We start from the raw sequence: 22,510 nt of genomic DNA on the forward strand, positions 1-22,510 counted from the left end.
TGAAAGATGACGGGTATAGAGGTTTTTTTTATAACGGATATACAGGGGATCACTGAGAGCATCCCCTGTGAAATTAAATAAAATTCAATGTTTAAATAACTTTATGCGGGCCAAAACACTCATAATGAATGTGCTCGGATGCCACCCCTTGCGCTAATAGTTGGCGGCCGGCGAATTGCATAAAAGCGAGTGGGCCGCAGAAGTAATAATGTCGGTTAGGATCGGCTGCCAGCCACTGGTGTGAACTGAGATCCATCAACCCTTCGCTGTGATAATTTTCCCCGTGCTTATCCTGCTCCGTTGGTTCGCGATACCACACATGGCGGCTGATATTGGGCATATTTTCTGCTATCGCGGCGACTTCCTCGGCAAAAGCATGAACTCGCCCATTTTCAGCCGCATGTAACCAATGTATCGGCGCGGAATGCTGCTGTTTATGCAGGGTATTGAGCATACTTAACATTGGGGTTTGGCCCACACCGGCAGAAATCAGCGCCACAGGTGTCTCCGGCGTAATATCCAGGAAAAAATCACCACGAGGAGGGGCGATGCGAACACTGTCTCCTTCATTCAATTCACGGTGCAAATAGTTTGAAACCGTTCCTTGCTCTTCGCGTTTTACCGCAATGCGGTAGGTTTTTCCGTTAGGGGCAGCAGTCAGGGAATATTGGCGGATTTCCTGATATTCAAGCCACTCATCTTCGATATAGACTCCCAAATATTGGCCCGGTTTGAAATCCAGCACCCGGCCACCGTCTTCTGGTGCTAATAAAAAGCTGCAAATCACGTCGCTCTGCATCTCTTTTTTGATGATGCGGAAACGGCGCAAGGTTCGCCAGCCACCGGTTGCAGACTCACCCTGTTGATAAATCTGGCTTTCCCGCGTAATAAACACCTCAGCCAGCACCCCATAAGCTTTACCCCAGGCATCTAACACTTCCTGGCCCGGTGAGAGCAGCTCATCCAGTGTGTTTATAAGATGATGGCCGACTATTGAATAATGCTCGGGCTGAATGTTTAGACTGGTGTGTTTCTGGGCAATACGTTCAACTGCGGGCAATAAAGCGGCCAGATTGTCAAGATTTGCCGCATAAGCGCAAATGGCGTTGAACAGGGCTTCGCGTTGATCGCCATTAAACTGATTGCTCATATTGAAAATGTGCTTGAGTTCAGGATTATGCTCGAACATACGGTCATAGAAATGTGCCGTGAGCTTGGGGCCGGTGGCGGCCAGTAATGGAATGGTGGATTTAACAGTGGCGATAGTGTGGTTATCCAGCATGCGGTGCTCCTTAAAGATTTATCCCCTGCGTCCTGACTGAAATGCCGATGACTTGGGTGTTATTAGTGTGTAAATCAATACATGTATTTTAAATGCATCTTATAGAATGCCCTGTAATTTGTAAATGCACATTGCCCTTATCAGAGATGACTCCGTAGTGTCAGTTCACAGAATGTGAAAAAATCACATAATGAATATGAGTATAATTCCGTTGCATTGAATGAAGTCTGAACAGGTCAAAGCCTTACGCAGTCTGGAGCCAATCGTTTGCGTAAAAACCTCTGTCAAGACCTATCTTAACGGGGGGGAAACAGTTTACACTGTGTCATAAAGCCCAGAAGGGCAGTCCACCAGGTCTATTTTGTTAGCTAAGTCAGGAGAGCCGGATGTTAAAGCGTGAAATGAACATTGCCGATTATGATGCAGATCTATGGCGTGCAATGGAGCAAGAAGTGGTGCGCCAGGAAGAGCACATCGAGCTGATTGCCTCTGAGAACTACACCAGCCCGCGTGTTATGCAAGCACAAGGTTCTCAGTTGACGAATAAATATGCTGAAGGCTATCCGGGCAAGCGTTACTACGGTGGCTGTGAGTATGTCGATATTGTTGAGCAACTGGCGATTGATCGTGCCAAAGAGTTGTTTGGTGCTGATTACGCCAACGTGCAGCCGCATTCTGGTTCTCAGGCGAACGTCGCGGTTTACTCTGCATTGCTGCAACCCGGCGACACTGTTCTGGGGATGAATCTGGCACACGGCGGCCACTTGACCCACGGTTCACCGGTTAACTTCTCCGGTAAACTGTACAATATCGTTCCTTATGGTATCGACGAATCTGGCAAAATTGATTATGAAGATATGGCGCGTCAGGCCGAAATTCATAAACCAAAAATGATCATCGGCGGCTTCTCTGCCTATTCCGGTATTGTTGATTGGGCAAAAATGCGCGAAATCGCTGATAGCATCGGCGCATGGTTCTTTGTCGATATGGCGCACGTCGCTGGTTTGGTGGCTGCGGGTGTTTATCCTAACCCCGTTCCACATGCACACGTCGTGACCACCACTACGCACAAAACACTGGCTGGCCCACGCGGCGGTTTGATTTTGGCGAAAGGCGGTGATGAAGATCTGTATAAAAAATTGAACTCGTCTGTATTCCCAGCGAACCAGGGCGGCCCACTGATGCACGTTATTGCGGGCAAAGCGGTTGCGCTGAAAGAAGCTATGGAACCTGAGTTCAAGGTTTATCAGCAACAAGTGGCTAAGAACGCGAAAGCTATGGTGGCGGTCTTCCTGGAACGCGGTTACAAAGTGGTTTCTGGCGGCACAGATAACCACCTGTTCTTGCTTGATTTGGTAGATAAAGACATCACCGGTAAAGATGCCGATGCTGCTTTGGGTCGTGCCAATATCACCGTGAACAAAAACAGCGTGCCAAACGATCCGAAAAGCCCGTTTGTCACTTCCGGTGTGCGTATCGGCAGCCCGGCTATTACGCGCCGTGGTTTCAAAGAAGAAGAATCTCGCGAGCTGGCTGGCTGGATGTGTGATGTGTTGGATAACATCACCGATGAAGCCACTATCGAACGTATCAAACAGAAAGTTTTGGCTATCTGCGCCCGTTTCCCGGTTTACGCATAATTTCGGCCGATTAAATTTTTCTAATAAAAACCCGCGTAATGCGGGTTTTTTGTTATTAACATCACGTAAATGTGAACCTAATCTCAAATTACATGTTTACCTAATGACAAAGTTGCTAGCAGGCGGGGCCTCTGTCACAGTGACCGGCTGACCTCGGAGGGATTCATGGTATTGCAATCAACACGTTGGCTGTCGCTCAGTTATTTCACTTATTTCTTTTCTTATGGGATTTTCCTGCCTTTCTGGGGCATTTGGTTACAAGGGGAAGGGATACCGCCTGAAACCATTGGTATTTTGCTGGGCGCTGGATTAATTTCGCGCTTTCTCGGCAGCTTGATTATTGCCCCCAGTGTTAAAGACCCATCCCATCTGGTGACTGCAATCCGCATTCTGGCGCTTCTGACATTGGCTTTCGCCGTGGGTTTTTGGTTTGGCAATGGCTGGGCTTGGCTAATGGTGATTATTGCCGGTTTTAACCTATTTTTTGGCCCATTAGTGCCACTGACCGATGCGCTGGCGGCGACCTGGCAAAAACAGATAACCATGGATTATGGCAAAGTCCGGCTATGGGGGTCACTGGCTTTTGTTATTGGTTCCGCATTGACCGGCAAGTTGGTCTCGGTTTGGGGTCATCCGGCGATTCTTTACAGCTTGCTGTTTGGCATTTCAGCCATGTTACTGGGAGCATTGCTGAAACCGAGTGTGATGCCGCAGGGCGAGGTTAAACACCGCAATGTGGCCGCCACCGACTGGAAAGTGTTGCTCTCTGAGCCGCAGGTATGGCGTTTTTTGCTGTGTGTGACTCTCTTGCAAGGCGCCCATGCCGGATATTACAGTTTCAGTTCTATTTACTGGCAAGAGGCCGGTTATTCTGCCGCAACCATTGGCTATTTATGGTCTTTGGGGGTGGTGGCCGAAATCCTGGTATTTGCATTCAGTAATGTCCTTTTCCGTCGCTGGACTGTCCGTAGCCTGTTATTGCTTTCCGCTGTGAGTGGCATTATCCGCTGGAGCCTAATGGCTTCCACCACGGATTTGTCGTGGCTTATTCTGATTCAAATCCTGCATTGTGGCTCATTTACTGTTTGCCATTTGGCGGCGATGCGCTTTATTGCCGCCCGGCGCGGGGCGGATGTGATTCGTTTGCAGTCGGTTTATTCTGCACTGGCGATGGGCGGGGGAATTGCGGTGATGACTATTATCTCGGGTTTCCTGTTCGAACATTATCAGGGCGGTGTTTTCTGGGTGATGGCATTGATAGTGATTCCGGTACTGTTTATTCGCCCTCGGGTGGTGGCAAACCCGGAAGATCTCGCCCGTTAGGATAAATCTAATAGGCGGCGTAACTGCTGATTTTGTTGCGCGCTCATGGGTAATAATACCTGAATCAGCGGAGGGGTTGATTCAGGCCGTCCCACGGCATAAGGGGTCAGCACCACCGCAGTCCCGGCGGGAGCACCGGATCGTAAGTACACATCATAGGGCAAATACTTAATATGCAAAGGCAACAGAGTTAACTCGCGAATTTGCTGTTCAACTTGTTGTTCTAACTCTGAATTATTCCGCGTCAGTAACAAAATCTGCTTTTCCTGTAATGCATTTCCCTGCATCAACCAGGCACCAAAACTAATGGCTATCAGGGCCACCTCGTCGGCAGAGAATTGAATCTGATATTCTTGCTCGAACGCCACCAACGCTTGCTGAGTGGTTCGTAGCAGCCGGGGATATTGGCGGTTAACTTCTTCCAGTGATGAATTATCAATGCCGATATTGAAATAACAGCGCTCAATAGCTGGGGCGAGATGGGCAAAAAGCTGGCTCATCAACAGCTCATTGCTGCTCAGTGTCATACCGGAAAATTGTTGAAAATGCATGACTAACTGGTCGATGGCCTTATTCAGACGTGAATCTTCCGCTGATTGAGAACCATGATAATTGTGCGCCTTAATCATGGTCAGCATCAGGATCAGCACGTCGCGTTCGATTTTATTGAGCGGGTCGCCCAGCAGCGGATTAAATGAATGAAATAAGCTGTCAGCAGCTGCCAGCGCGGGTTTACGTGCTAGCCACTGTTGCTGGGTGGGGGATAACTCTGGCAGGGCATGCTGTCGATTTTCCCAAGCACAATAAGCTAAATACAGTTGCAAAAACTGGCGATCTTTTTCATTGATATGGCGGTTCAGATAGGGTTCACATTGGGCGATTATGTTGGGTAAATCCTCTGAAATCAGCCGATTATCCCATGAGAGGGCATGATATAAACTAGGGGCAAAATAGTGCTCAATAAACTCAGGGCAATAGCGAACACCTCGGCGCAGCCAGTGGATTAAACACAGCCTTTTGTCGAGCCGACTGCCCTGAATCAAACAGCTGTCATCGGCATTGGCCCTCAGTTGCAAATGGTAGAAACACTGGATTTCATGGGTAACCTCGGCTATATCTTGCCGGGTAGTGGGCTGCTCGACGCCGTTGAGTTGGCTGATAGCCTCCAGTTGTACCCTGCTTGCGGGCATGAAGAGCATCAGTAACATATGGCAGCGGCGTTGTTGCCCGGACAGTGGTTGACTGGATAACAGCGGCACAGAAGACGTGTCCAAGTGCATATAACCTTCCGTGATGGATGTGTTGTTATTCATCATGCTTAAGCATAGCAAAAGAGATTCATTCAGTGGGTTAGGGCTGGGAGCTTTTACATCGACTTACAACTTACATTACAGTTATCGTGGGATTTCCAAGGATTGATGAATGCAGTATATGTTATGTTATAACAAACTTGGCGTAGTTAACCGACTGATTACCTTGCTGTTAACGGGGGGCGCTCTGATTTACAGCCAACTGGCTCTGGCCCATCCTCATAGTTTTATCGATATGGATGCCAGTTTCGTCAGTGAAAAACAGGCGTTGGTGGGAATAAAAATGGTATGGACGATGGATGAAATAACTTCCGCGGATCTGTTATATGACGCAGAAAATGCCAAAAGTGACTCAGAAATCTGGAAGAAACTGGCGGCTGAAGTGATGGCGAATGTGCTGGGGCAGCACTATTTCACTGATATCTACCGTGATGGTAAGCCGGTGAAATATAAAAATTTACCGACAGAATATCATTTGTCGCGCAAGGGCCATCAGGCGGTTTTAGAATTTATTTTGCCCTTGGCCGAACCGCAGCCGCTGGTCGGAAAGCCTTTTATTATCTCGACTTACGACCCTACTTATTTTGTGGATATGACTTATGACGGCAATAAGGCGGTAAGGTTGTCGGCTGAAATGGCAAAAAGCTGCAAATTGACCTTATTCACGCCCAATCCCAATGCATCATTACAAGCTTACGCACTGTCTTTGGATAAAAGTGATTCACCAGGAGAAGATATGGAACTTGGTAAACAATTCGCCCAACGGGTCACCGTGCAATGCCAGTAGGTCTCGCCACTGTGTCGCGGCCAAAACATTGGCTAATAAATTTATGGCCACTGGTGCTGTTTTTAGTGTTGCTGGCCGCTGCCGCGCAGGTGGCATGGTTTTATTGGCCGGAACTGCTATTTAAAACAGTAGGTTGGCAAAAAAGTATGCATCAGCAGATGGCCCAGTTACTGCAACAGGTGAAAGCCAATCCGCATCAGGCCGGTTTAGCGCTGATGATGTTCAGCCTGATTTACGGCGTGCTACATGCTGTAGGGCCGGGGCATGGCAAAGTGGTGATAGTGACTTATCTTGCCACCCACCCGGCACAACTTAAAAACAGTTTGAAACTGACATTTGCGGCGTCGATATTGCAAGGCGGCGTCGCTATCTTGCTGGTTACTGTGCTGTTGGGCATATTGCAACTCTCCTCCCGCTATTTGCACCAAAGCAGTTTTTGGCTGGAGAAAGGTAGTTTTCTGTTGGTTATCGCGCTCGGCGTTTTATTGTGTTTCCGTGCAATAAAGCGGCTTTATCATCAAGTGAAATTATTAAGGCCGCAGAAAATCAGGATTCAGCGCCTACAGCCATTGAGCGCTGACCATGTTCATAGCGATAATTGCGGCTGTGGGCATCGCCATATGCCCAGTTCTCAAGAACTGCAAGCGGGTAATGATTGGCGCACTCGTCTGGCGATTGTTTTGGCGATGGGCATGCGGCCATGCTCCGGTGCAATTATGGTGTTGTTGTTTGCTAAAGTCATTGGCGTTTACTGGTGGGGTATTTTGTCAGCTATTGCGATGGCCATCGGCACCTCATTGACCATCTCGTTACTGGCGCTATTTGTTCACTATGCGCGGCGGCTGGCGGTGCATTTAAGCCGCAAGCGGGCACCCGCAGCATGGGGGGCGATAGCTTGGGCGACCTTGGCATTAACCGGCGGAATTATTCTGCTGTTTGCCGGTGCTCTGCTTTATCTTTCCAGCCAACCGGACTTTATCGGCGGAGTCAGGCCATTCGGGCGCTAATTCCCTTCGTTCTTGATGCTACAGCTTTGTTGGCTGCGCTCATTCACCCGAATCACTTACTTATGTAAGCTCATCGGGATTCGTTTGCTTGCCGCCTGGCTGTAACGCCAATAACTTCGGGTATAGACAATTGTTAAGTTAACGCTTCAGGGCATCACTCACTTCGGCCTGAACTATAGACTGAAGAATACCTTTTACCACGCGCGGATTACCGGCCACGATATTGCCGGAGCTGAAGTGGTTATGGCCGCCTGCAAAGTCAGTTACCACACCGCCAGACTCACGGACTAACAGTTCGCCGCCAGCAAAATCCCAAGGCTTCAAGCCAATTTCAAAGAAACCATCAACACGGCCTGCGGCGACATAAGCCAAGTCCAGTGCCGCTGAACCGGTGCGACGAAAATCAGCACACTGTTCAAACAGTTTACCCACAACGCGCAGATAAGCGGGAGCATGTTGTTTCACTTTGAATGGGAAGCCGGTTGCCAGAATAGTGCCGTCTAAATCTTTGGCATTGGTGCCACGCAGACGGTAGCCGTTTAACTGAGCGCCTTGACCACGGGTAGCTGTAAACAGTTCGTTACGCATTGGGTCATAAACCACGGCAACTTCGGTACGGCCTTTGATGCGTACGGCGATAGATACTGCGAAGTGAGGGAGACGCTTGATGAAGTTGGTAGTGCCATCCAGTGGATCAATAACCCATTGTACATCATAGTCTTCGCCGAGCAACTCACCGCATTCTTCACCAATAATGGTGTGTTTTGGGTAAGATTTACGGATAACGTCAACGATCAGACTCTCTGAATCGCGGTCAACATTGGTAACAAAGTCATTACTGCCTTTCTGGCTCGCTTCGACAGCGTCCGGAGTTTCATAATTTTTGGCAATCAGGTTACCGGCCTTACGCGCAGCGCGTATGGCGATAGTCAGCATCGGATGCATGGGTATCTTCCACTAGGATGTTAAAGAACGAGAAACGGCGCGTAGTATAGCAGGGGATCGGATAAATGCCTATACCCGCCGCACTTCAAGATGCAGGGGTGTTGGCTGCCCTTGCTCACCCCAGTCACTTAGTTATCTAAGTTCCTGGGGATTCACTCAGTTGCCGCCTACCTGAATCTCAAAGTAGCTTGGGTATATGTCTGTGTTAAGATATGCCGATTCCCCGTTATCTTCAGAGTTTGTATGTTACACAATATTCGTATCGTTTTGGTTGAAACCTCACACACCGGCAATATGGGTTCGACAGCCAGGGCCATGAAAACAATGGGATTAACCAATTTGTATCTGGTCAATCCTTTGGTCAAACCGGATTCGCAGGCCATTGCATTGTCTGCGGGTGCCAGTGATGTGATTGGCAATGCCACCATCGTGGAAACCCTGGATGAAGCGCTGGCGGGATGCAACTTGGTGGTCGGTACTAGCGCCCGTTCGCGCACCTTGCCTTGGCCTATGCTAGAGCCGCGTGAATGTGGCGTGCGCAGCGCACGTGAAGCTGAACATGCGCCGGTAGCACTGGTGTTTGGCCGTGAGCGGGTAGGCTTGACGAATGATGAGCTACAAAAGTGCCATTATCATGTGGCAATCCCGGCGAACCCAGAATACAGTTCATTGAATCTGGCCATGGCGGTGCAAATTTTAGCTTATGAAGTACGAGTGGCTTTTCTTGACCGCCAGCAAGCAGCAGCACCAATAGTAGAAGAAGAGGAAGCTCCTTATCCATTAGTGGATGATCTGGAGCGTTTCTATCTGCATCTGGAGCAGGTTTTGTCTCATACTGGCTTTATTCGCCAGGCCCATCCGGGGCAGATTATGAGCAAGTTGCGTCGCCTGTTTACCCGTGCGCGCCCGGAAGCTCAAGAGCTGAATATTCTGCGTGGGATGCTGACATCCATTGAGAAACAAGATAAATACCCACAGCGTGGTGCTGATGTCAGCGAGCATAACAACAAAAATTAATGCCTTATATCAATCGGTTATTATAGAAACTGTTCCATATTATTGAAAATGGAATTGTTAAATAATACTTGAGCGATTTACTAGGTTAAATAGTTGACTGAAACACTCGGGTATGTCAAAGTTCTGGCTTGTTCTCACCAACAGGTAATTTTAGCTATGAGACTGACATCCAAAGGCCGTTATGCCGTGACCGCTATGCTTGATGTAGCATTACATTCCCATGACGGGCCAGTTCCTCTGGCCGACATTTCTGAACGTCAGGGGATTTCATTATCCTACTTGGAACAGCTTTTTTCACGGTTACGCAAAAATGGCTTAGTCGCCAGCGTTCGTGGTCCAGGTGGCGGTTACCTGCTGGGTAAAGATGCATCAGCAATCGCGGTCGGTGCGGTTATCACTGCCGTTGACGAATCTGTCGATGCCACCCGCTGCCAGGGTAAAGAAGGTTGTCAGGGTGGTGATCGTTGCCTGACTCATACTTTGTGGCGTGATTTGAGCGAGCGCATTAGCAGCTTCCTCAACAACATCACATTGGCAGAACTGGTTAATAACCAAGATATTCTTGAGGTTGCGGATCGTCAAAATAACGATACGCGCCGTACGGCCAATGGCCGACCGCAAGAGACGATTAACGTCAATCTGCGCGCATAAGCAGAATCTGCGGAATTTTACGTTTTGGAAGTGATGTACGGAGCATAAGAGCAATGACCGAATCAAAAATAAAGACACCGATCTATCTGGATTATGCAGCAACGACCCCAGTAGACCCTCGTGTCGCTGAAAAAATGATGCAGTATCTGACTCTGGACGGTATTTTTGGTAACCCCGCCTCTCGTTCTCATAAGTTTGGCTGGCAAGCAGAAGAAGCTGTTGATATTGCACGTAATGATATTGCTGCATTGGTAGGTGCTGACCCTCGCGAGATAGTCTTCACCTCCGGTGCAACTGAGTCCGATAACCTTGCGATTAAAGGTGCTGCTAATTTCTACCAGAAGAAAGGCAAGCACATCATCACCTGTAAGACCGAACATAAAGCTGTGTTGGATACATGTCGGCAGTTGGAGCGTGAAGGCTTCGAAGTGACTTATCTGGCACCGCAGTCTAACGGTATTATCGACCTGAATCAGCTTGAAGCCGCCATGCGTGAAGACACCATTCTGGTTTCTATCATGCACGTGAATAATGAAATCGGTGTGGTGCAGGATATCGCGGCAATCGGCGAAATGTGCCGTAGTCGCGGGATCATTTTCCATGTTGATGCGACACAAAGCGTCGGTAAATTACCTATCGATCTGAGCAAACTGAAAGTCGATTTAATGTCTTTCTCTGCCCATAAAGTTTATGGTCCGATGGGCATTGGCGCACTATTTGTTCGTCGTAAACCCCGTATTCGCATTGAAGCACAGCAGCACGGTGGCGGTCATGAACGCGGTATGCGTTCAGGGACTTTACCCGTTCATCAGATAGCGGGTATGGGTGAAGCTTACCGTATCGCCAAAGAAGAGATGGAAAGCGAAGCTGCGCGGCTGCGTTCACTGCGTCTGCGGTTGTGGAATGGTCTCAAAGATATCGAAGAAGTTTACCTGAATGGCGATTTAGAGAATGGCGCACCTGGCATTCTGAACATCAGTTTCAACTATGTTGAAGGTGAGTCGCTCATCATGGCACTGAAAGATTTGGCTGTTTCATCGGGTTCAGCCTGTACTTCCGCGAGTCTGGAACCTTCTTACGTGTTGCGTGCGCTTGGGATGAACGACGAACTGGCTCACAGTTCAATTCGTTTCTCTCTGGGGCGTTTCACCACCGAAGAAGAGATCGACTACGCCATTGCGCTGGTGCGTAAATCCATTGGTCGTCTGCGTGACTTGTCTCCGTTGTGGGATATGTTCAAGCAGGGCGTGGATATCAGCAGCATTGAATGGTCTCACCATTAATTCCAGACTTTAAGACTCAGGAGTAATCACATGGCTTACAGCGAAAAAGTAATCGATCACTACGAAAACCCACGTAACGTCGGGTCATTCGACAACGCAGATCCTACCATTGGTAGCGGAATGGTTGGCGCACCCGCTTGTGGTGATGTCATGAAGTTGCAGATTAAAGTTAACGACGCTGGCATTATTGAAGATGCGCGTTTCAAAACTTATGGCTGCGGCTCTGCTATTGCCTCCAGCTCTCTGGTAACTGAATGGATGAAAGGTAAGTCTCTCGAGCAAGCTGAAGCGATCAAGAATACTCAGATCGCAGAAGAGCTGGAGTTACCGCCAGTCAAAATTCACTGCTCAATTTTGGCTGAAGATGCCATTAAAGCAGCTATCGCCGACTACAAAAGCAAACATACTGCCAAGTAGTTGTAAAATAGGTTATTAATAACCAGCTTGTCTTTCACTTTGGTGCAAACTTTAGTGCCGGCTGGTTCTTTGATTTGAGGTTGTTGTATGTCGATATCAATCAGCGACAGTGCTGCACAACGGGTCAGCGCCTTTTTAAATCACCGTGGTAAGGGCTTAGGTCTGCGCTTAGGCGTACGGACGTCGGGCTGCTCCGGTATGGCATATGTCCTGGAATTTGTTGATGAAATGAACGATGACGATATCGTTTTTGAAGACAAAGGTGTGAAAGTGATCATCGACGGCAAAAGCATGGTCTATCTTGACGGCACCGAGCTGGATTTCGTCAAAGAAGGTCTGAACGAAGGCTTTAAATTCAACAATCCGAATGTCTCCAATGAGTGCGGATGTGGTGAAAGCTTTAACGTCTGACCCCAGTTTTTGTTCCTGTCTCAGGAACTTGATGCTTGATATAGCGCTTATTTTAAAGGGAGCTATATTCGATCTCAGCCCAGCCATGACGACAACTTCCAGAGCATGCTATGGATTACTTCACATTATTCGGGCTGCCGGCTCAGTACCTGATTGACGGCAACCAACTCACAACCCGCTATCAAGAATTGCAACGCCAATTCCATCCTGACCGTTTTGCAAATCAGCCTGAACGCGAGCGTTTGGCCTCATTGCAACAAGCCGCGACCATCAATGATGCCTACCAAACCCTCAAGCACCCGTTAAAACGGGCTGAGTATATGCTATCTTTGCAGGGTTTTGATTTAGGCAACGAACAGCATACTATGCGCGATACCGCGTTTCTGATGGAGCAATTGGAGCTGCGGGAAGAGCTTGATGCTATCGAGCGCCACCCGGAGGCTGAGGCGCAACTTGCTGCATTCAGTCGCCGTTTGGCACTGATGACGAAAACACGCAGCCAACTGATGGTCGAGCAATTGGATCAACAACAGTGGGAACAAACCGCTGATACGGTTAGAAAATTACGTTTTCTGGATAAGTTAGGACAGCAGGTTGAACAGCTAGAAGATCGCCTGTTTGATGACTTTTCCTGAGAACCTAATAGGGCAATAAAATTGTATCTAATTGATAATAATAAATAAAAAAATCAATGTATTGATGACTGCAATGCCTAGCTACTTCTTATTAGAGTGTGTCGCTAAAGTTTTATAGATTGATGGAAGCTCAACATGGCCTTATTACAAATTAGTGAGCCTGGTTTAACCGCTGCACCGCATCAACGTCGGTTGGCCGCAGGGATAGATTTAGGCACCACCAACTCACTGGTAGCGACAGTGCGCAGCGGTAAAGCGCAAACGCTGGCAGATGAACAACTGCGGGATCTTTTGCCCTCAGTGGTTCACTATCAACAAAATGGTATTGATGTCGGCTGGAATGCGCGCAATTTAGCCGCATTGGACCCGGTCAATACCATCAGTTCAATTAAACGCATGATGGGCCGTTCTTTGGCCGATATTGTGCAGCGCTACCCTAATCTGCCTTACCAATTCCAATCCAGTGAGAACGGTTTGCCGATGATCCAGACTGCTAGCGGGTTGGTTAATCCGGTGCAAGTGTCTGCGGATATTCTCAAAACGTTGGCGCAACGGGCACAGGCGGTCTTGGAAGGGGAGTTGGACGGCGTGGTCATTACTGTCCCCGCTTATTTTGATGATGCTCAGCGGCAGGGCACCAAAGACGCAGCTCGTCTGGCGGGGTTGCATGTGTTGCGTTTGCTTAATGAGCCGACCGCTGCGGCTATCGCCTATGGTCTGGATTCAGGTCAGGAAGGGGTGATCGCCGTTTATGACTTGGGCGGTGGGACATTTGATATCTCTATCTTGCGCTTGAGCCGCGGTGTGTTTGAAGTGCTGGCCACTGGCGGTGACTCGGCACTGGGGGGCGATGACTTTGACCACCTATTAGCAGATTGGCTGCGTGAGCAAGCTAGTATTGATTCCCGTGATGACCATGGTGTCCAGCGGCAATTATTGGATGCGGCCATCGCGGCTAAGATTGCCTTGAGTGATGCTGAGGTTGCTGATGTCTCTGTGGCTGGCTGGCAAGGGCAAATCACCCGTCAGCAGTTTGAGTCCCTGATAGCGTCATTAGTTAAACGCACATTGATGGCCTGTCGCCGTGCGCTAAAAGATGCAGGCGTCACGGCCGATGAAGTGTTGGAAGTGGTGATGGTCGGTGGTTCGACCCGTGTACCTTTGGTGCGCGAGCAGGTTGGGCAATTTTTTGGCCGCACGCCACTGACTTCAATTGACCCGGATAAAGTGGTCGCCATTGGCGCGGCGATCCAAGCAGACATTCTGGTGGGAAATAAACCCGACAGTGACATGCTGCTGCTTGATGTTATCCCGCTGTCATTAGGGCTGGAAACTATGGGCGGTTTAGTGGAGAAAATCATTCCGCGCAATACCACCATTCCAGTCGCCCGCGCGCAAGAATTCACCACCTTTAAAGACGGCCAAAGCGGGATGATGATTCACGTGCTGCAAGGTGAACGTGAACTGGTGCAAGATTGCCGTTCTCTCGCCCGCTTTAGTTTACGTGGTTTACCGCCGCTGCCAGCGGGGGGCGCGCATATTCGTGTGACTTTCCAGGTGGATGCGGACGGTTTATTGAGTGTCACGGCGATGGAAAAATCCACTGGCGTGGAGGCATCGATTCAGGTGAAGCCCTCTTATGGGCTGTCTGATGATGAAATTGCCAATATGATTAAAGATTCGATGGCGAACGCGCACAGTGATATTGGCGCACGTAAGCTGGCGGAACAACAGGTCGAAGCCTCCCGCGTGTTGGAAAGTTTACAAGGCGCATTGGCACAAGACGCAGCACTACTCAGTGAGCAAGAAAGTACTGCTATCGCTCAGGCGATGGCGGCATTACAGCAGCAGATGCAGGGCACTGACCCGCACGCAATCGAAGCTGCGATAAAAGCGTTAGATGCACAAACGCAAGATTTTGCCGCGCGCCGGATGGATGCTTCTATTCGCCGTGCTTTGGCTGGCCATTCAGTGGATGAGGTTTAATCATGCCCAAAATAGTATTTCTGCCCCATAAAGACCTTTGCCCGGATGGTGCAGTACTGGAAGCAATCCAAGGTGAGACCATACTGGACGTCGCCTTGCGCAATGGAATCGACATCGAGCATGCCTGTGAGAAATCCTGCGCTTGCACCACTTGTCACTGTATTGTGCGCGAAGGGTTTGATTCGCTGCCGGAAAGCAGTGAGCTGGAAGATGATATGCTGGATAAAGCTTGGGGCCTGGAGCCGGAAAGCCGTCTGAGCTGTCAGGCGACAGTGACGGACGAAGATCTGGTGGTCGAGATCCCGCGTTATACCATTAACCATGCACGGGAACACTGATAATGAGCTTAACGTGGCAAGATACTCGCGAGATTGGCGAAGCGCTTTACGACCAGTTCCCGGACACGGATCCGAAAACAGTGCGTTTCACCGATATGCACCAATGGATCTGTGACTTAGAAGATTTCGATGACGATCCGCAAGGATCAAATGAAAAAGTGCTGGAAGCCATCCTGCTGGTCTGGTTAGATGAGTTTGAATAAATACCTGAGGGTCGCACGAGCGGCCCTTTTTTCTATCTGTTACTGTATAGCAGACCGTATTTTTTAGAGTAGAACGTTTTGATCCGCCGTGGCTAACACAGGGCCGCGTATAACTAGCTGAATAACAGCAAAAAATAATAATGAAGAGGTTGTCATGACAGAAATAATGCAAGTATCCCTATCAAATAACCCAGCTGACGCACGCTGGGGTGAGAAAGCGTTACTCAGCACCGATGCTGAGGGGATAACGATTCATCTGACCGGTAATGGCAAATTAGGTACCATTCAACGTGCCGCTCGCAAAATAGATGGGCAAGGTATCAAACAGGTAAAACTAGCCGGTGAGGGCTGGGGTCTGGAGCAAAGCTGGGCATTTTGGCAAGGTTTCCGTGGGCCAAAAGGGCAGCGCAGTGTGGCGTGGGCAGAACTGCCAGAGAACGAAAAAACCGAGCTGAAACAACGGCTAAAAATTATTGATTGGGTGCGCGATACGATTAATGCGCCAGCAGAAGATTTAGGGCCAGAACAACTGGCTAAAAACGCGATTGATTTACTGTGCGCAGTATCATGCGATGCTGTCAGCTACCGCATTACCAAAGGCGAAGATCTGCGCGAGCAGGGCTATGCTGGGATTTACACTGTTGGTCGTGGCTCTGATCGTGCGCCGGTATTGCTGGCTTTGGACTATAACCCAACCGGTAATCCAGATGCGCCAGTGATGGCGTGTTTGGTTGGCAAAGGTATTACTTTTGATTCAGGCGGTTACAGCCTGAAACAGAGCGCATTTATGGACTCTATGAAGTCCGATATGGGCGGTGCCGCGACAGTCACGGGCGCATTGGCATTAGCAGCAGCCCGTGGTTTGAAACAGCGGGTGAAACTGTATTTGTGTTGTGCGGATAATATGGTTAGCGGTAATGCCTTTAAGCTGGGTGATATCATTCGCTATCGCAATGGCAAGACCGTCGAAATCATGAATACTGATGCTGAAGGGCGTTTAGTGTTGGCTGATGGTCTGATTGATGCTTCAGAGCAGAATGCACCGCTGATTATTGATGCTGCCACTTTGACCGGCGCGGCAAAAACGGCGCTGGGTAATGATTACCATGCGCTATTTAGTTTTGATGATGAATTGGCCCAAGAGTTGTTGAGCAGTGCGCAAAGTGAGCATGAGCCTTTCTGGCGCTTGCCATTAGCTGAATTCCATCGCAGCCAACTGCCATCCAACTTTGCTGAGTTGAATAATGTCGCGGGGGCAGCCTACAGTGCGGGTGCCAGCACTGCCGCAGCATTTTTGTCGCATTTCGTGAAAGACTATCAGCAAGGTTGGCTGCACATTGACTGCTCTGCGACTTACCGTAAAGGTGCGGTTGATCAGTGGTCTGCCGGTGCTACAGGTCTGGGTGTTCGTACTATTGCTAACTTGCTGTTGGCGAAAGCAAAATAAGAAGTTGATGTGCCGAGGAGTGAGAATAGGCAGATCGTAAAGCCGCCGTAAACCCTTCCCTGGGGGCTTGTTCCGCGCCATCCCTGGCGCGGACACTTTACTCTTCTACCTATCCACCCTCCCATTTATCCTAGCAAGATGTTTTTTGGAGTAGAGCATGAGTTTGCCACAACCCCCTGCTGTTGATAGCCACGGAAACCACCATCATGATGAAGACCAAAGTCTGGAGTCTTTGCTGAAACTGGCGGCGACGGAATCAATTCATCGTACCGCTTTTTTCCGCACACTGTTGGATGCCACAGTTTTGGTGCTGGTGGACGGGTCAGAGCAGGGCGATGAAGAGGGTGAGATGGCCTTCACAACAGGCGATGGGGTGAATATTCTGCATTGGGAAAAGCAGGATGGCGAATCGGTCATTCCCTTCTTTACCTCGGTAGAGGTGCTCCAGCAAGCGCTGGATATCGCCGAAGATCAACCGATTGACAGTGAAAAACTGTCAGTTAATCACCCCAAACAGCCTTTTGTCGCCATGCCAGCGCGGGTGTTATTTGAAATGACCCAAGGCGCACACCTGTTTTTGAACCCAAAATCAGAGCACGGTAAAGAGTTTTGGCCACAAGAAGTGGCGATGCTACTGGAAAATGGCGGTTTAGCCCAACCAGCCGAAATGGTGGTGGATAAAGAGAGCCAAATTCTGTTGGGGCAGCCGGAAGAATATCCTGCGGCGATGGTAGATGCCCTGATCCAGCTGTTTAGCCAGCGTAAACCCGTGCGGCGTGCTTTCTTGGCGCTGATGCATGATAAGAGTGTGGATGATAAACCTAACTTATTGGTTGGGCTGGAAGTGGATGGCACAGATGATGAGATTGACCAACTGATTCAAGAGGCCGGTAATGTTGCCAGTGACCATGCGCCGGATGATGGCCCGGTAGATTTTTGCGTGGTGAATGAGAAGGAGCGGGGGGTAAGCCATTACCTGATGACACATACCCAAGCATTTTACCAGCGCAGATGGGGCAGTTGGCTAAGGAATATCATTCCTTCGACCAGCCATTAATAAGAAAAGGGAGCCAATTTGGCTCCCTTTTTATGACAGATAATCATCATTGCTACATGAAGAAACTACTGCGCCATTTAGAAAGTGTAAGCAACGCCCATATTAATGGTCATTGGGGTGGCAATGTTTTTACCTTTAGAAACTTTAACTTCTGAGCCGATAGACAGGTTAGATGTCAGATTCACATTGACACCAACACCAGCGTTAGCACGAGTCCCTTTCAGGCTATTATCAAATATCTCTTTGTTAATCATCACCTTGTTACTTGCCATCAGGTCATGGTCTACCGAGAAAATTGCATAAGGCTTGATTTCTGCACCGTTATTCAACACAAAACGATAGCCGGTGTTCATACCCAAAGTACCGGTGGTAGAACGTGTGCCTTGGCTTTGTGCTTCCATGCCGTTAGACAATTTGTATTGGTTTTTACCCGAGCTAAAGGTGTTCAGGGCCACATAAGGGGAAACATACATCGTATCAAAAGTGATATGTTTACCCGCTTTTACTGCCAGCCCCATACCGGAGAAGTTAGCTGCGCCAGTGGCACTCTTGCCTTGCGAAGTCACACTCAGATTCTGTTTAAACTGGTTAGTTTTCAATACGCTGTTAAAGTAATAACCGCTATTGGACAGAAGTTGAGCATAAGCACCCAATGAATTACTTTCCACACTGCCGCTGCTCTGGTAATCAGATTTGATATTAGAGCTAGTATGGCTGGCGAACCCACCCATACTCAACACCGCGTTACCCAATTCAATGGCTTTGTCGCCACCTAAAGTCACGCCGCTTAACTTCTGATTGAAGTCAGTTGCGGTGCCTTTCACATCGTAACTGTCATTCAGGTAAGTTAACCACACACCACTTTCGTTAGCCGCAGTTGTTTGTTTATCCAAACGATTCTGAATAGAACTCAATTCTGCGTTAAAGATAACCGGCATGGTATTGGCGACGGCCATAATACCGGCAGTACTTGGTGTCGGGGCTATTTTATCCGCAGCCAGTTTAAAGCCACCTTTGCCATCACTGACCAGTGAATGCTTATAGTTACCCAAGTCTACCGGCCCATTGGACAGAGCGAATTTGGCAGTATTTTGCCCTTTAACATCAACGACATTTAGGTTGGCTGGTTGAGTACCGCTGGCATCGATTTGAATATCAAAACTACCATCAGCATTGCCGCTAACTTTCAGTGGCGCATCCGCATGGTTATTGAGTGTTGAACCCAGCTTAAAGCTACCTTTGCCCGCTAGCGATGCCATGGTCAGTTGAGCATTAGACTTGCTCATATCAATGTTACCACCCGCCAATTTCACATTTTTAAAGGCGAATTGAGCCGGTTGTCCAGCACTGCCGGCAAAGGCGGCACGGCCTGCTGATTTAGCGGTAATTTGTGCGATATCTGCGGCAATCAGTTCCATTTTGCCCGCCAGGATCAGGTCTGCTTTTGCGGTTTTCACACCCTCATGCAGGTTGATAATGCTGTCTTTATTGGCATTAATAGTACCGTCAATGTTTGCGTTTTTATCAAAAATGACGGTGCCGCCAATGTTTGCGTTTTTATCAAAAATGACGGTGCCGCCAATGTTTGCGTTTTTATCAAAAATGACGGTGCCGCCATTGAATGTCGCATCCACCAAATGACCTGAAATTAGGGCGCTACCATTTTCAACCATCAGCTTATGTGCTTGTGCACGCGCCATCAGATTAAATTTGCCGCCTTTAACCGTGGTGTCTTTGGCTGTGCCATTAACAATAAAGTCGCCGGAATTCAAGATGGTGATGTCGGCCATTGCATCTTTATTAACTGCAAATTTGCCGCCTTTAACGGTGGTGTTATTGGCTGTGCCATTAACAATAAAGTCGCCGGAATTCAAGGTGGTGATGTCGGCGATTGCATCTTTATTAACTACAAATTTGCCGCCATTAACGGTGGAGTCTTTGGCTGTGCCAGCAACACTAAATTCGCCAGAATTCAAGGTGGTAGCGTTGGCCGTTGCACCTTTATTAACTGCAAATTTACCGCCTGTCACGGTGGTGTTATTGGCTGTGCCATTAACAATAAATTTGCCGCCATCCACGGTGGTGTCTTTGGCAGCGCCTGTGCCATTAACCCTAAATTCACCGGAATTCAAGGTAGTGCTGCTGGCCGTTGCATTGTCATTAACAATAAACTGACTATTTGAATTAATCAGAGTACCTTTGGTTTCTGCACCATCTTGCAGGGTAAAGGTTGAGAACTCCGTCAGTTTGGTATTATCCGCTGTTGCACCGGCGATTAAGTCTAATGTCGCCTCTGTTAACTGGGTGTTAGTGGCTATGGCACCTGCTTTAAGATCCAGGATCGCATCATGGGTACTAAGCAGTGTATTGTCGATCTTGGCATTGTCGTTAACAGTTACTGTGCCATTGAATACCATAGTACCGGTGGCTGACGAGCCATCTTCAAGTGTAAATTTACCGTCACCTTCTACCTTAGTGCTCTTGGTTTGTGCACCGTCTTTAAGAACAAATTCGGCATCCACACCCACATTTGTGTTGTCAGCCGTTGCTCCCTCGATCAACTCCAGATGGGCATCAATCAGTGAAGTATATTGCGCATTAGCCCCTTTTTCGATAGTCAGCGTGCCACCATCAATAGCGGTTTTAAAGGCTTTAGCGCCGTCTTTCAGCGCAACCGTCCCTTTTGTGCTGCTAAGATTATTAATTTCGGCATCTTTGCCAACCGTTACAGTACCGCCTTCAAGGATTTTCGCGTCTTGGGATACAGCGATATTTATGACATCAGCGCCATTTGCATCTTTTGTCGTTGTCCCTGCCAGTATCAGCTGGCCGCCATCATTGATGATTGAACCGAAATCTTCACCACCATTGTTGTTAATGGTGCCTTTATTGACCACAGTATCGTGAGCTTGTGCGCCAACAACCAGGTTTACGCTGCCGTCTTCGCTAACCATGCTGCCAATGATCTTGCCATCTTTTTCCACATCTTGCGTACCGCCGGCTACTTTGGTATTGATCGCGAGAGTCTTTGCAGCAACAGTACCTGATTCACTTTGGGCGATAGTTTTATCGACAGCTGGCAGCTCAGTAGCAAGGGTATTATCGACTAGATCTTTAACCGCGTCTTGGGCGGTAGCCAATTCATTGTTTTTGGCTGTCAGGTCAGTGTCCGCGTCGATTTTGGCCTGTTCTGCCTTAGGAAGAGTTGTCACAATAAGATCAAACTGCTCAGTTAACTTCTGCTTCTCAGCCTGTGCTTCAGTTACCGCTTGTTGAGCAGCTTCAGCCGCCTTGATAGCTTTATCTGCTGCTTCGGCTTTAGTGACAGCATCCTTTGCAGTAGCAGCTGCACCTTGTGCATCATTTTTAGCTTTTGTTGCTTGGGCGACTGCATCTGCTAGAGCCGATTTCTCATTATTAACGATGGATTTTTCAGCCTCAACAGTCGTTTTTTGAGTGGTTAGACCGTTTATTTCAACATCTTTATCTGCAACTGCTTTCTCAGCCGCCGCAATCGCATCCTCAAAGGCTTTGGCTAAATCGTTATAGGCTTTTTGATCCGCTATTGCTGTGTTTTTTATTGAGTCATCTGAGTTGCTAAGGTTACCTTTGGTGCTCTCATGCTTCTCCTTGGCTTTACCAATGTCTGCATTCTTATCAGCTTCTGCGGTGTCTTTATTGTCCTTGGCAGCATTAACAGCGGCTACTAAAACATTGGTTTTATTGTCATTAGCATCAGTTAATTCTTTATCTAGCTTAGTAATCTGCTCATCAAATTTTTTAATTTTTGCTTCATGCTGCGTTTTTTCTTCATCCGCTGCTTCAGCCGCTGTTGTTTTCTCGATTAGAACGTTATTTTTTTCTTCAAGCTCTTTTTCTGACTTAGTAACCCGATCAGTGACTTGTGTTGCAATATCTGCATCGTCAGGTACTAACCCCAAAGCAGTAATGGCGCTGGTTTTTTCACTGTTTTTTGTAGATAAAGTGCTCTCTAGATTTTGTATCGCTGTTGCTTTTGCAGCGACATCTTTGTCGACAGCCGCTTTTAGTTTCTCCACATCAGCAACGTTTTGAATCGCTTTTTTATTTGCCTCTGTTGCTAAATCAACGGCCTTTTGCGCATTTGCCGCCGCTGTTTTCTTCTCGTCCAACTTTTCTAAATTTTCTTGCCACTTTTCTTTCTGCTCCTGAGTAATGAAACCAGCTGTCAGGTAGTCACTTAGTTTTGCAAAGATACTTTTTTCTTCAGGTGCGCCGACGACGATGTTATCTGTTACCAGAAAACTCCCGCCATTCGCGATACCTGGAGTTGCACCGGGCGTAAATTCTGTTGTTGATGCGGCTACTGCCCCACCTGACACCAGCGAAGAAATCAAAATCGATAATGGTAATAAACGCGTATTAAGTGTGTTGTGATGACTCATGGTTTTATAAGTTCCTATTTATAGGTTAATTTTTACAGATACGTACTAAAGCTTTTTAATAACGACAAAATGTTGGCTGAAATATAATGATCTGAAGGGGTTCTGCCTATTTATTAAAATATTAAATTCATTTTTTTATATTTATTTCATTTGGTGTTTTATTTATTTTCGGGTGAGCTACTGATAACATATTGTTTTATAAGTGATAAAATATTTCATTTCTCGGGTGGTTGTTTGGTGTTTTTATTTATTTAATTTTTTATTAAAAAAGTATTAAATAGGGTTTTTGTTCATTTGCGCTTATTTTCTTATTTTTATCTAAAACATATTCTATAAAAACAGAGAAT

General features: G+C 48.0%; 19 protein-coding genes. 15 read left to right on the forward strand and 4 right to left on the reverse strand.

Features of this window, described 5'->3' with window-relative positions; all coding sequences use genetic code 11:
• Positions 1-91 precede the first annotated feature (91 nt).
• Positions 92-1,282: an NO-inducible flavohemoprotein gene (hmpA, locus tag FTA91_RS16550; RefSeq protein WP_145583641.1), complete on the reverse strand. Its 1,191-nt coding sequence runs from the start codon at positions 1,280-1,282 to the stop codon at positions 92-94.
• A 386-nt stretch (positions 1,283-1,668) separates the two neighbouring features.
• Between hmpA and glyA the strand changes: the two genes are divergently transcribed.
• The gene (gene glyA, locus FTA91_RS16555) at positions 1,669-2,922 is read left to right on the forward strand and encodes a serine hydroxymethyltransferase (protein WP_050115802.1); all 1,254 of its coding nucleotides are present in this window, start codon (positions 1,669-1,671) and stop codon (positions 2,920-2,922) included.
• 165 nt (positions 2,923-3,087) lie between these two features.
• Positions 3,088-4,245, forward strand: a complete 1,158-nt coding sequence (locus FTA91_RS16560) for a 3-phenylpropionate MFS transporter (RefSeq protein WP_145536106.1) — start codon at positions 3,088-3,090, stop codon at positions 4,243-4,245.
• On the opposite strand, the gene csiE is transcribed toward FTA91_RS16560, so the two are convergent.
• Positions 4,242-5,525, reverse strand: coding sequence for a stationary phase inducible protein CsiE (csiE, locus tag FTA91_RS16565; protein ID WP_145583643.1), 1,284 nt, complete (start codon positions 5,523-5,525; stop codon positions 4,242-4,244). The genes FTA91_RS16560 and csiE overlap by 4 nt on opposite strands.
• Before the next feature lie 142 nt (positions 5,526-5,667).
• On the opposite strand from csiE, the gene FTA91_RS16570 reads away from it, so the two are divergent.
• Both FTA91_RS16570 and FTA91_RS16575 read left to right on the forward strand, forming a co-directional pair.
• A complete protein-coding gene (locus FTA91_RS16570; RefSeq protein ID WP_145536104.1) occupies positions 5,668-6,342 on the forward strand; it encodes a DUF1007 family protein in 675 nt (224 codons plus the stop codon).
• Positions 6,333-7,349, forward strand: coding sequence for a nickel/cobalt transporter (locus tag FTA91_RS16575; protein WP_050115806.1), 1,017 nt, complete (start codon positions 6,333-6,335; stop codon positions 7,347-7,349). The genes FTA91_RS16570 and FTA91_RS16575 overlap by 10 nt, the downstream gene beginning before the upstream one ends.
• Before the next feature lie 138 nt (positions 7,350-7,487).
• On the opposite strand, the gene suhB is transcribed toward FTA91_RS16575, so the two are convergent.
• Positions 7,488-8,294 (reverse strand): inositol-1-monophosphatase, encoded by an 807-nt coding sequence (suhB, locus tag FTA91_RS16580; protein WP_004393585.1) that lies wholly within the window; start codon positions 8,292-8,294, stop codon positions 7,488-7,490.
• A gap of 243 nt (positions 8,295-8,537) precedes the next feature.
• Here suhB and trmJ point away from each other — a divergent pair, with 243 nt between their 5' ends.
• The 11 genes from trmJ to sseB all read left to right on the forward strand — a co-directional run bounded on the left by trmJ (position 8,538) and on the right by sseB (position 17,739).
• A complete protein-coding gene (gene trmJ, locus FTA91_RS16585) occupies positions 8,538-9,311 on the forward strand; it encodes a tRNA (cytosine(32)/uridine(32)-2'-O)-methyltransferase TrmJ (RefSeq protein WP_050115808.1) in 774 nt (257 codons plus the stop codon).
• Positions 9,312-9,467: 156 nt separating this feature from the next.
• Complete coding sequence (gene iscR / locus FTA91_RS16590; protein ID WP_004393583.1) at positions 9,468-9,962, forward strand: Fe-S cluster assembly transcriptional regulator IscR; 495 nt, start codon at positions 9,468-9,470, stop codon at positions 9,960-9,962.
• Between the two features lie 68 nt (positions 9,963-10,030).
• A complete protein-coding gene (locus FTA91_RS16595) occupies positions 10,031-11,245 on the forward strand; it encodes an IscS subfamily cysteine desulfurase (RefSeq protein ID WP_050115834.1) in 1,215 nt (404 codons plus the stop codon).
• 30 nt (positions 11,246-11,275) lie between these two features.
• Positions 11,276-11,662, forward strand: coding sequence for a Fe-S cluster assembly scaffold IscU (gene iscU, locus FTA91_RS16600; RefSeq protein ID WP_004393581.1), 387 nt, complete (start codon positions 11,276-11,278; stop codon positions 11,660-11,662).
• Between the two features lie 87 nt (positions 11,663-11,749).
• Positions 11,750-12,073, forward strand: coding sequence for an iron-sulfur cluster assembly protein IscA (gene iscA, locus FTA91_RS16605; protein WP_004393580.1), 324 nt, complete (start codon positions 11,750-11,752; stop codon positions 12,071-12,073).
• A gap of 110 nt (positions 12,074-12,183) precedes the next feature.
• Positions 12,184-12,708: a co-chaperone HscB gene (gene hscB / locus FTA91_RS16615; RefSeq protein WP_050115809.1), complete on the forward strand. Its 525-nt coding sequence runs from the start codon at positions 12,184-12,186 to the stop codon at positions 12,706-12,708.
• Between the two features lie 135 nt (positions 12,709-12,843).
• Positions 12,844-14,694: a Fe-S protein assembly chaperone HscA gene (hscA, locus tag FTA91_RS16620; protein ID WP_145536101.1), complete on the forward strand. Its 1,851-nt coding sequence runs from the start codon at positions 12,844-12,846 to the stop codon at positions 14,692-14,694.
• 2 nt (positions 14,695-14,696) lie between these two features.
• Positions 14,697-15,032, forward strand: a complete 336-nt coding sequence (gene fdx / locus FTA91_RS16625) for an ISC system 2Fe-2S type ferredoxin (RefSeq protein WP_032821288.1) — start codon at positions 14,697-14,699, stop codon at positions 15,030-15,032.
• A 2-nt stretch (positions 15,033-15,034) separates the two neighbouring features.
• On the forward strand, positions 15,035-15,235 hold the full coding sequence (iscX, locus tag FTA91_RS16630) for a Fe-S cluster assembly protein IscX (RefSeq protein WP_004702435.1): 201 nt from the start codon (positions 15,035-15,037) through the stop codon (positions 15,233-15,235).
• A gap of 154 nt (positions 15,236-15,389) precedes the next feature.
• The gene (pepB, locus tag FTA91_RS16635; protein WP_174635012.1) at positions 15,390-16,682 is read left to right on the forward strand and encodes an aminopeptidase PepB; all 1,293 of its coding nucleotides are present in this window, start codon (positions 15,390-15,392) and stop codon (positions 16,680-16,682) included.
• 157 nt (positions 16,683-16,839) lie between these two features.
• Positions 16,840-17,739, forward strand: a complete 900-nt coding sequence (gene sseB, locus FTA91_RS16640) for an enhanced serine sensitivity protein SseB (protein WP_050115811.1) — start codon at positions 16,840-16,842, stop codon at positions 17,737-17,739.
• 77 nt (positions 17,740-17,816) lie between these two features.
• Here the strand turns inward: sseB and FTA91_RS20355 are convergent, their stop codons facing one another.
• Positions 17,817-22,163 carry an autotransporter outer membrane beta-barrel domain-containing protein gene (locus FTA91_RS20355; protein ID WP_235896870.1) on the reverse strand — a complete coding sequence of 1,449 codons (4,347 nt, stop codon included), beginning with the start codon at positions 22,161-22,163 and terminating at the stop codon, positions 17,817-17,819.
• Positions 22,164-22,510 lie beyond the last annotated feature (347 nt).

The organism is Yersinia thracica (assembly GCF_902170565.1).
Lineage (GTDB): Bacteria > Pseudomonadota > Gammaproteobacteria > Enterobacterales > Enterobacteriaceae > Yersinia > Yersinia thracica.

What these genes read in the sequence shown, in the direction of transcription:
- hscA (WP_145536101.1), top strand. Translation starts at nt 12,844, where the DNA reads ATGGCCTTATTACAAATTAGTGAGCCTGGTTTAACCGCTGCACCGCAT.
- suhB (WP_004393585.1), bottom strand. Translation starts at nt 8,294, where the DNA reads ATGCATCCGATGCTGACTATCGCCATACGCGCTGCGCGTAAGGCCGGT.
- hscB (WP_050115809.1), top strand. Translation starts at nt 12,184, where the DNA reads ATGGATTACTTCACATTATTCGGGCTGCCGGCTCAGTACCTGATTGAC.
- pepB (WP_174635012.1), top strand. Translation starts at nt 15,390, where the DNA reads ATGACAGAAATAATGCAAGTATCCCTATCAAATAACCCAGCTGACGCA.
- FTA91_RS16575 (WP_050115806.1), top strand. Translation starts at nt 6,333, where the DNA reads ATGCCAGTAGGTCTCGCCACTGTGTCGCGGCCAAAACATTGGCTAATA.
- iscR (WP_004393583.1), top strand. Translation starts at nt 9,468, where the DNA reads ATGAGACTGACATCCAAAGGCCGTTATGCCGTGACCGCTATGCTTGAT.
- iscX (WP_004702435.1), top strand. Translation starts at nt 15,035, where the DNA reads ATGAGCTTAACGTGGCAAGATACTCGCGAGATTGGCGAAGCGCTTTAC.
- sseB (WP_050115811.1), top strand. Translation starts at nt 16,840, where the DNA reads ATGAGTTTGCCACAACCCCCTGCTGTTGATAGCCACGGAAACCACCAT.
- glyA (WP_050115802.1), top strand. Translation starts at nt 1,669, where the DNA reads ATGTTAAAGCGTGAAATGAACATTGCCGATTATGATGCAGATCTATGG.
- hmpA (WP_145583641.1), bottom strand. Translation starts at nt 1,282, where the DNA reads ATGCTGGATAACCACACTATCGCCACTGTTAAATCCACCATTCCATTA.
- FTA91_RS20355 (WP_235896870.1), bottom strand. Translation starts at nt 22,163, where the DNA reads ATGAGTCATCACAACACACTTAATACGCGTTTATTACCATTATCGATT.
- FTA91_RS16570 (WP_145536104.1), top strand. Translation starts at nt 5,668, where the DNA reads ATGCAGTATATGTTATGTTATAACAAACTTGGCGTAGTTAACCGACTG.
- iscU (WP_004393581.1), top strand. Translation starts at nt 11,276, where the DNA reads ATGGCTTACAGCGAAAAAGTAATCGATCACTACGAAAACCCACGTAAC.
- iscA (WP_004393580.1), top strand. Translation starts at nt 11,750, where the DNA reads ATGTCGATATCAATCAGCGACAGTGCTGCACAACGGGTCAGCGCCTTT.
- fdx (WP_032821288.1), top strand. Translation starts at nt 14,697, where the DNA reads ATGCCCAAAATAGTATTTCTGCCCCATAAAGACCTTTGCCCGGATGGT.
- trmJ (WP_050115808.1), top strand. Translation starts at nt 8,538, where the DNA reads ATGTTACACAATATTCGTATCGTTTTGGTTGAAACCTCACACACCGGC.
- csiE (WP_145583643.1), bottom strand. Translation starts at nt 5,525, where the DNA reads ATGCACTTGGACACGTCTTCTGTGCCGCTGTTATCCAGTCAACCACTG.
- FTA91_RS16560 (WP_145536106.1), top strand. Translation starts at nt 3,088, where the DNA reads ATGGTATTGCAATCAACACGTTGGCTGTCGCTCAGTTATTTCACTTAT.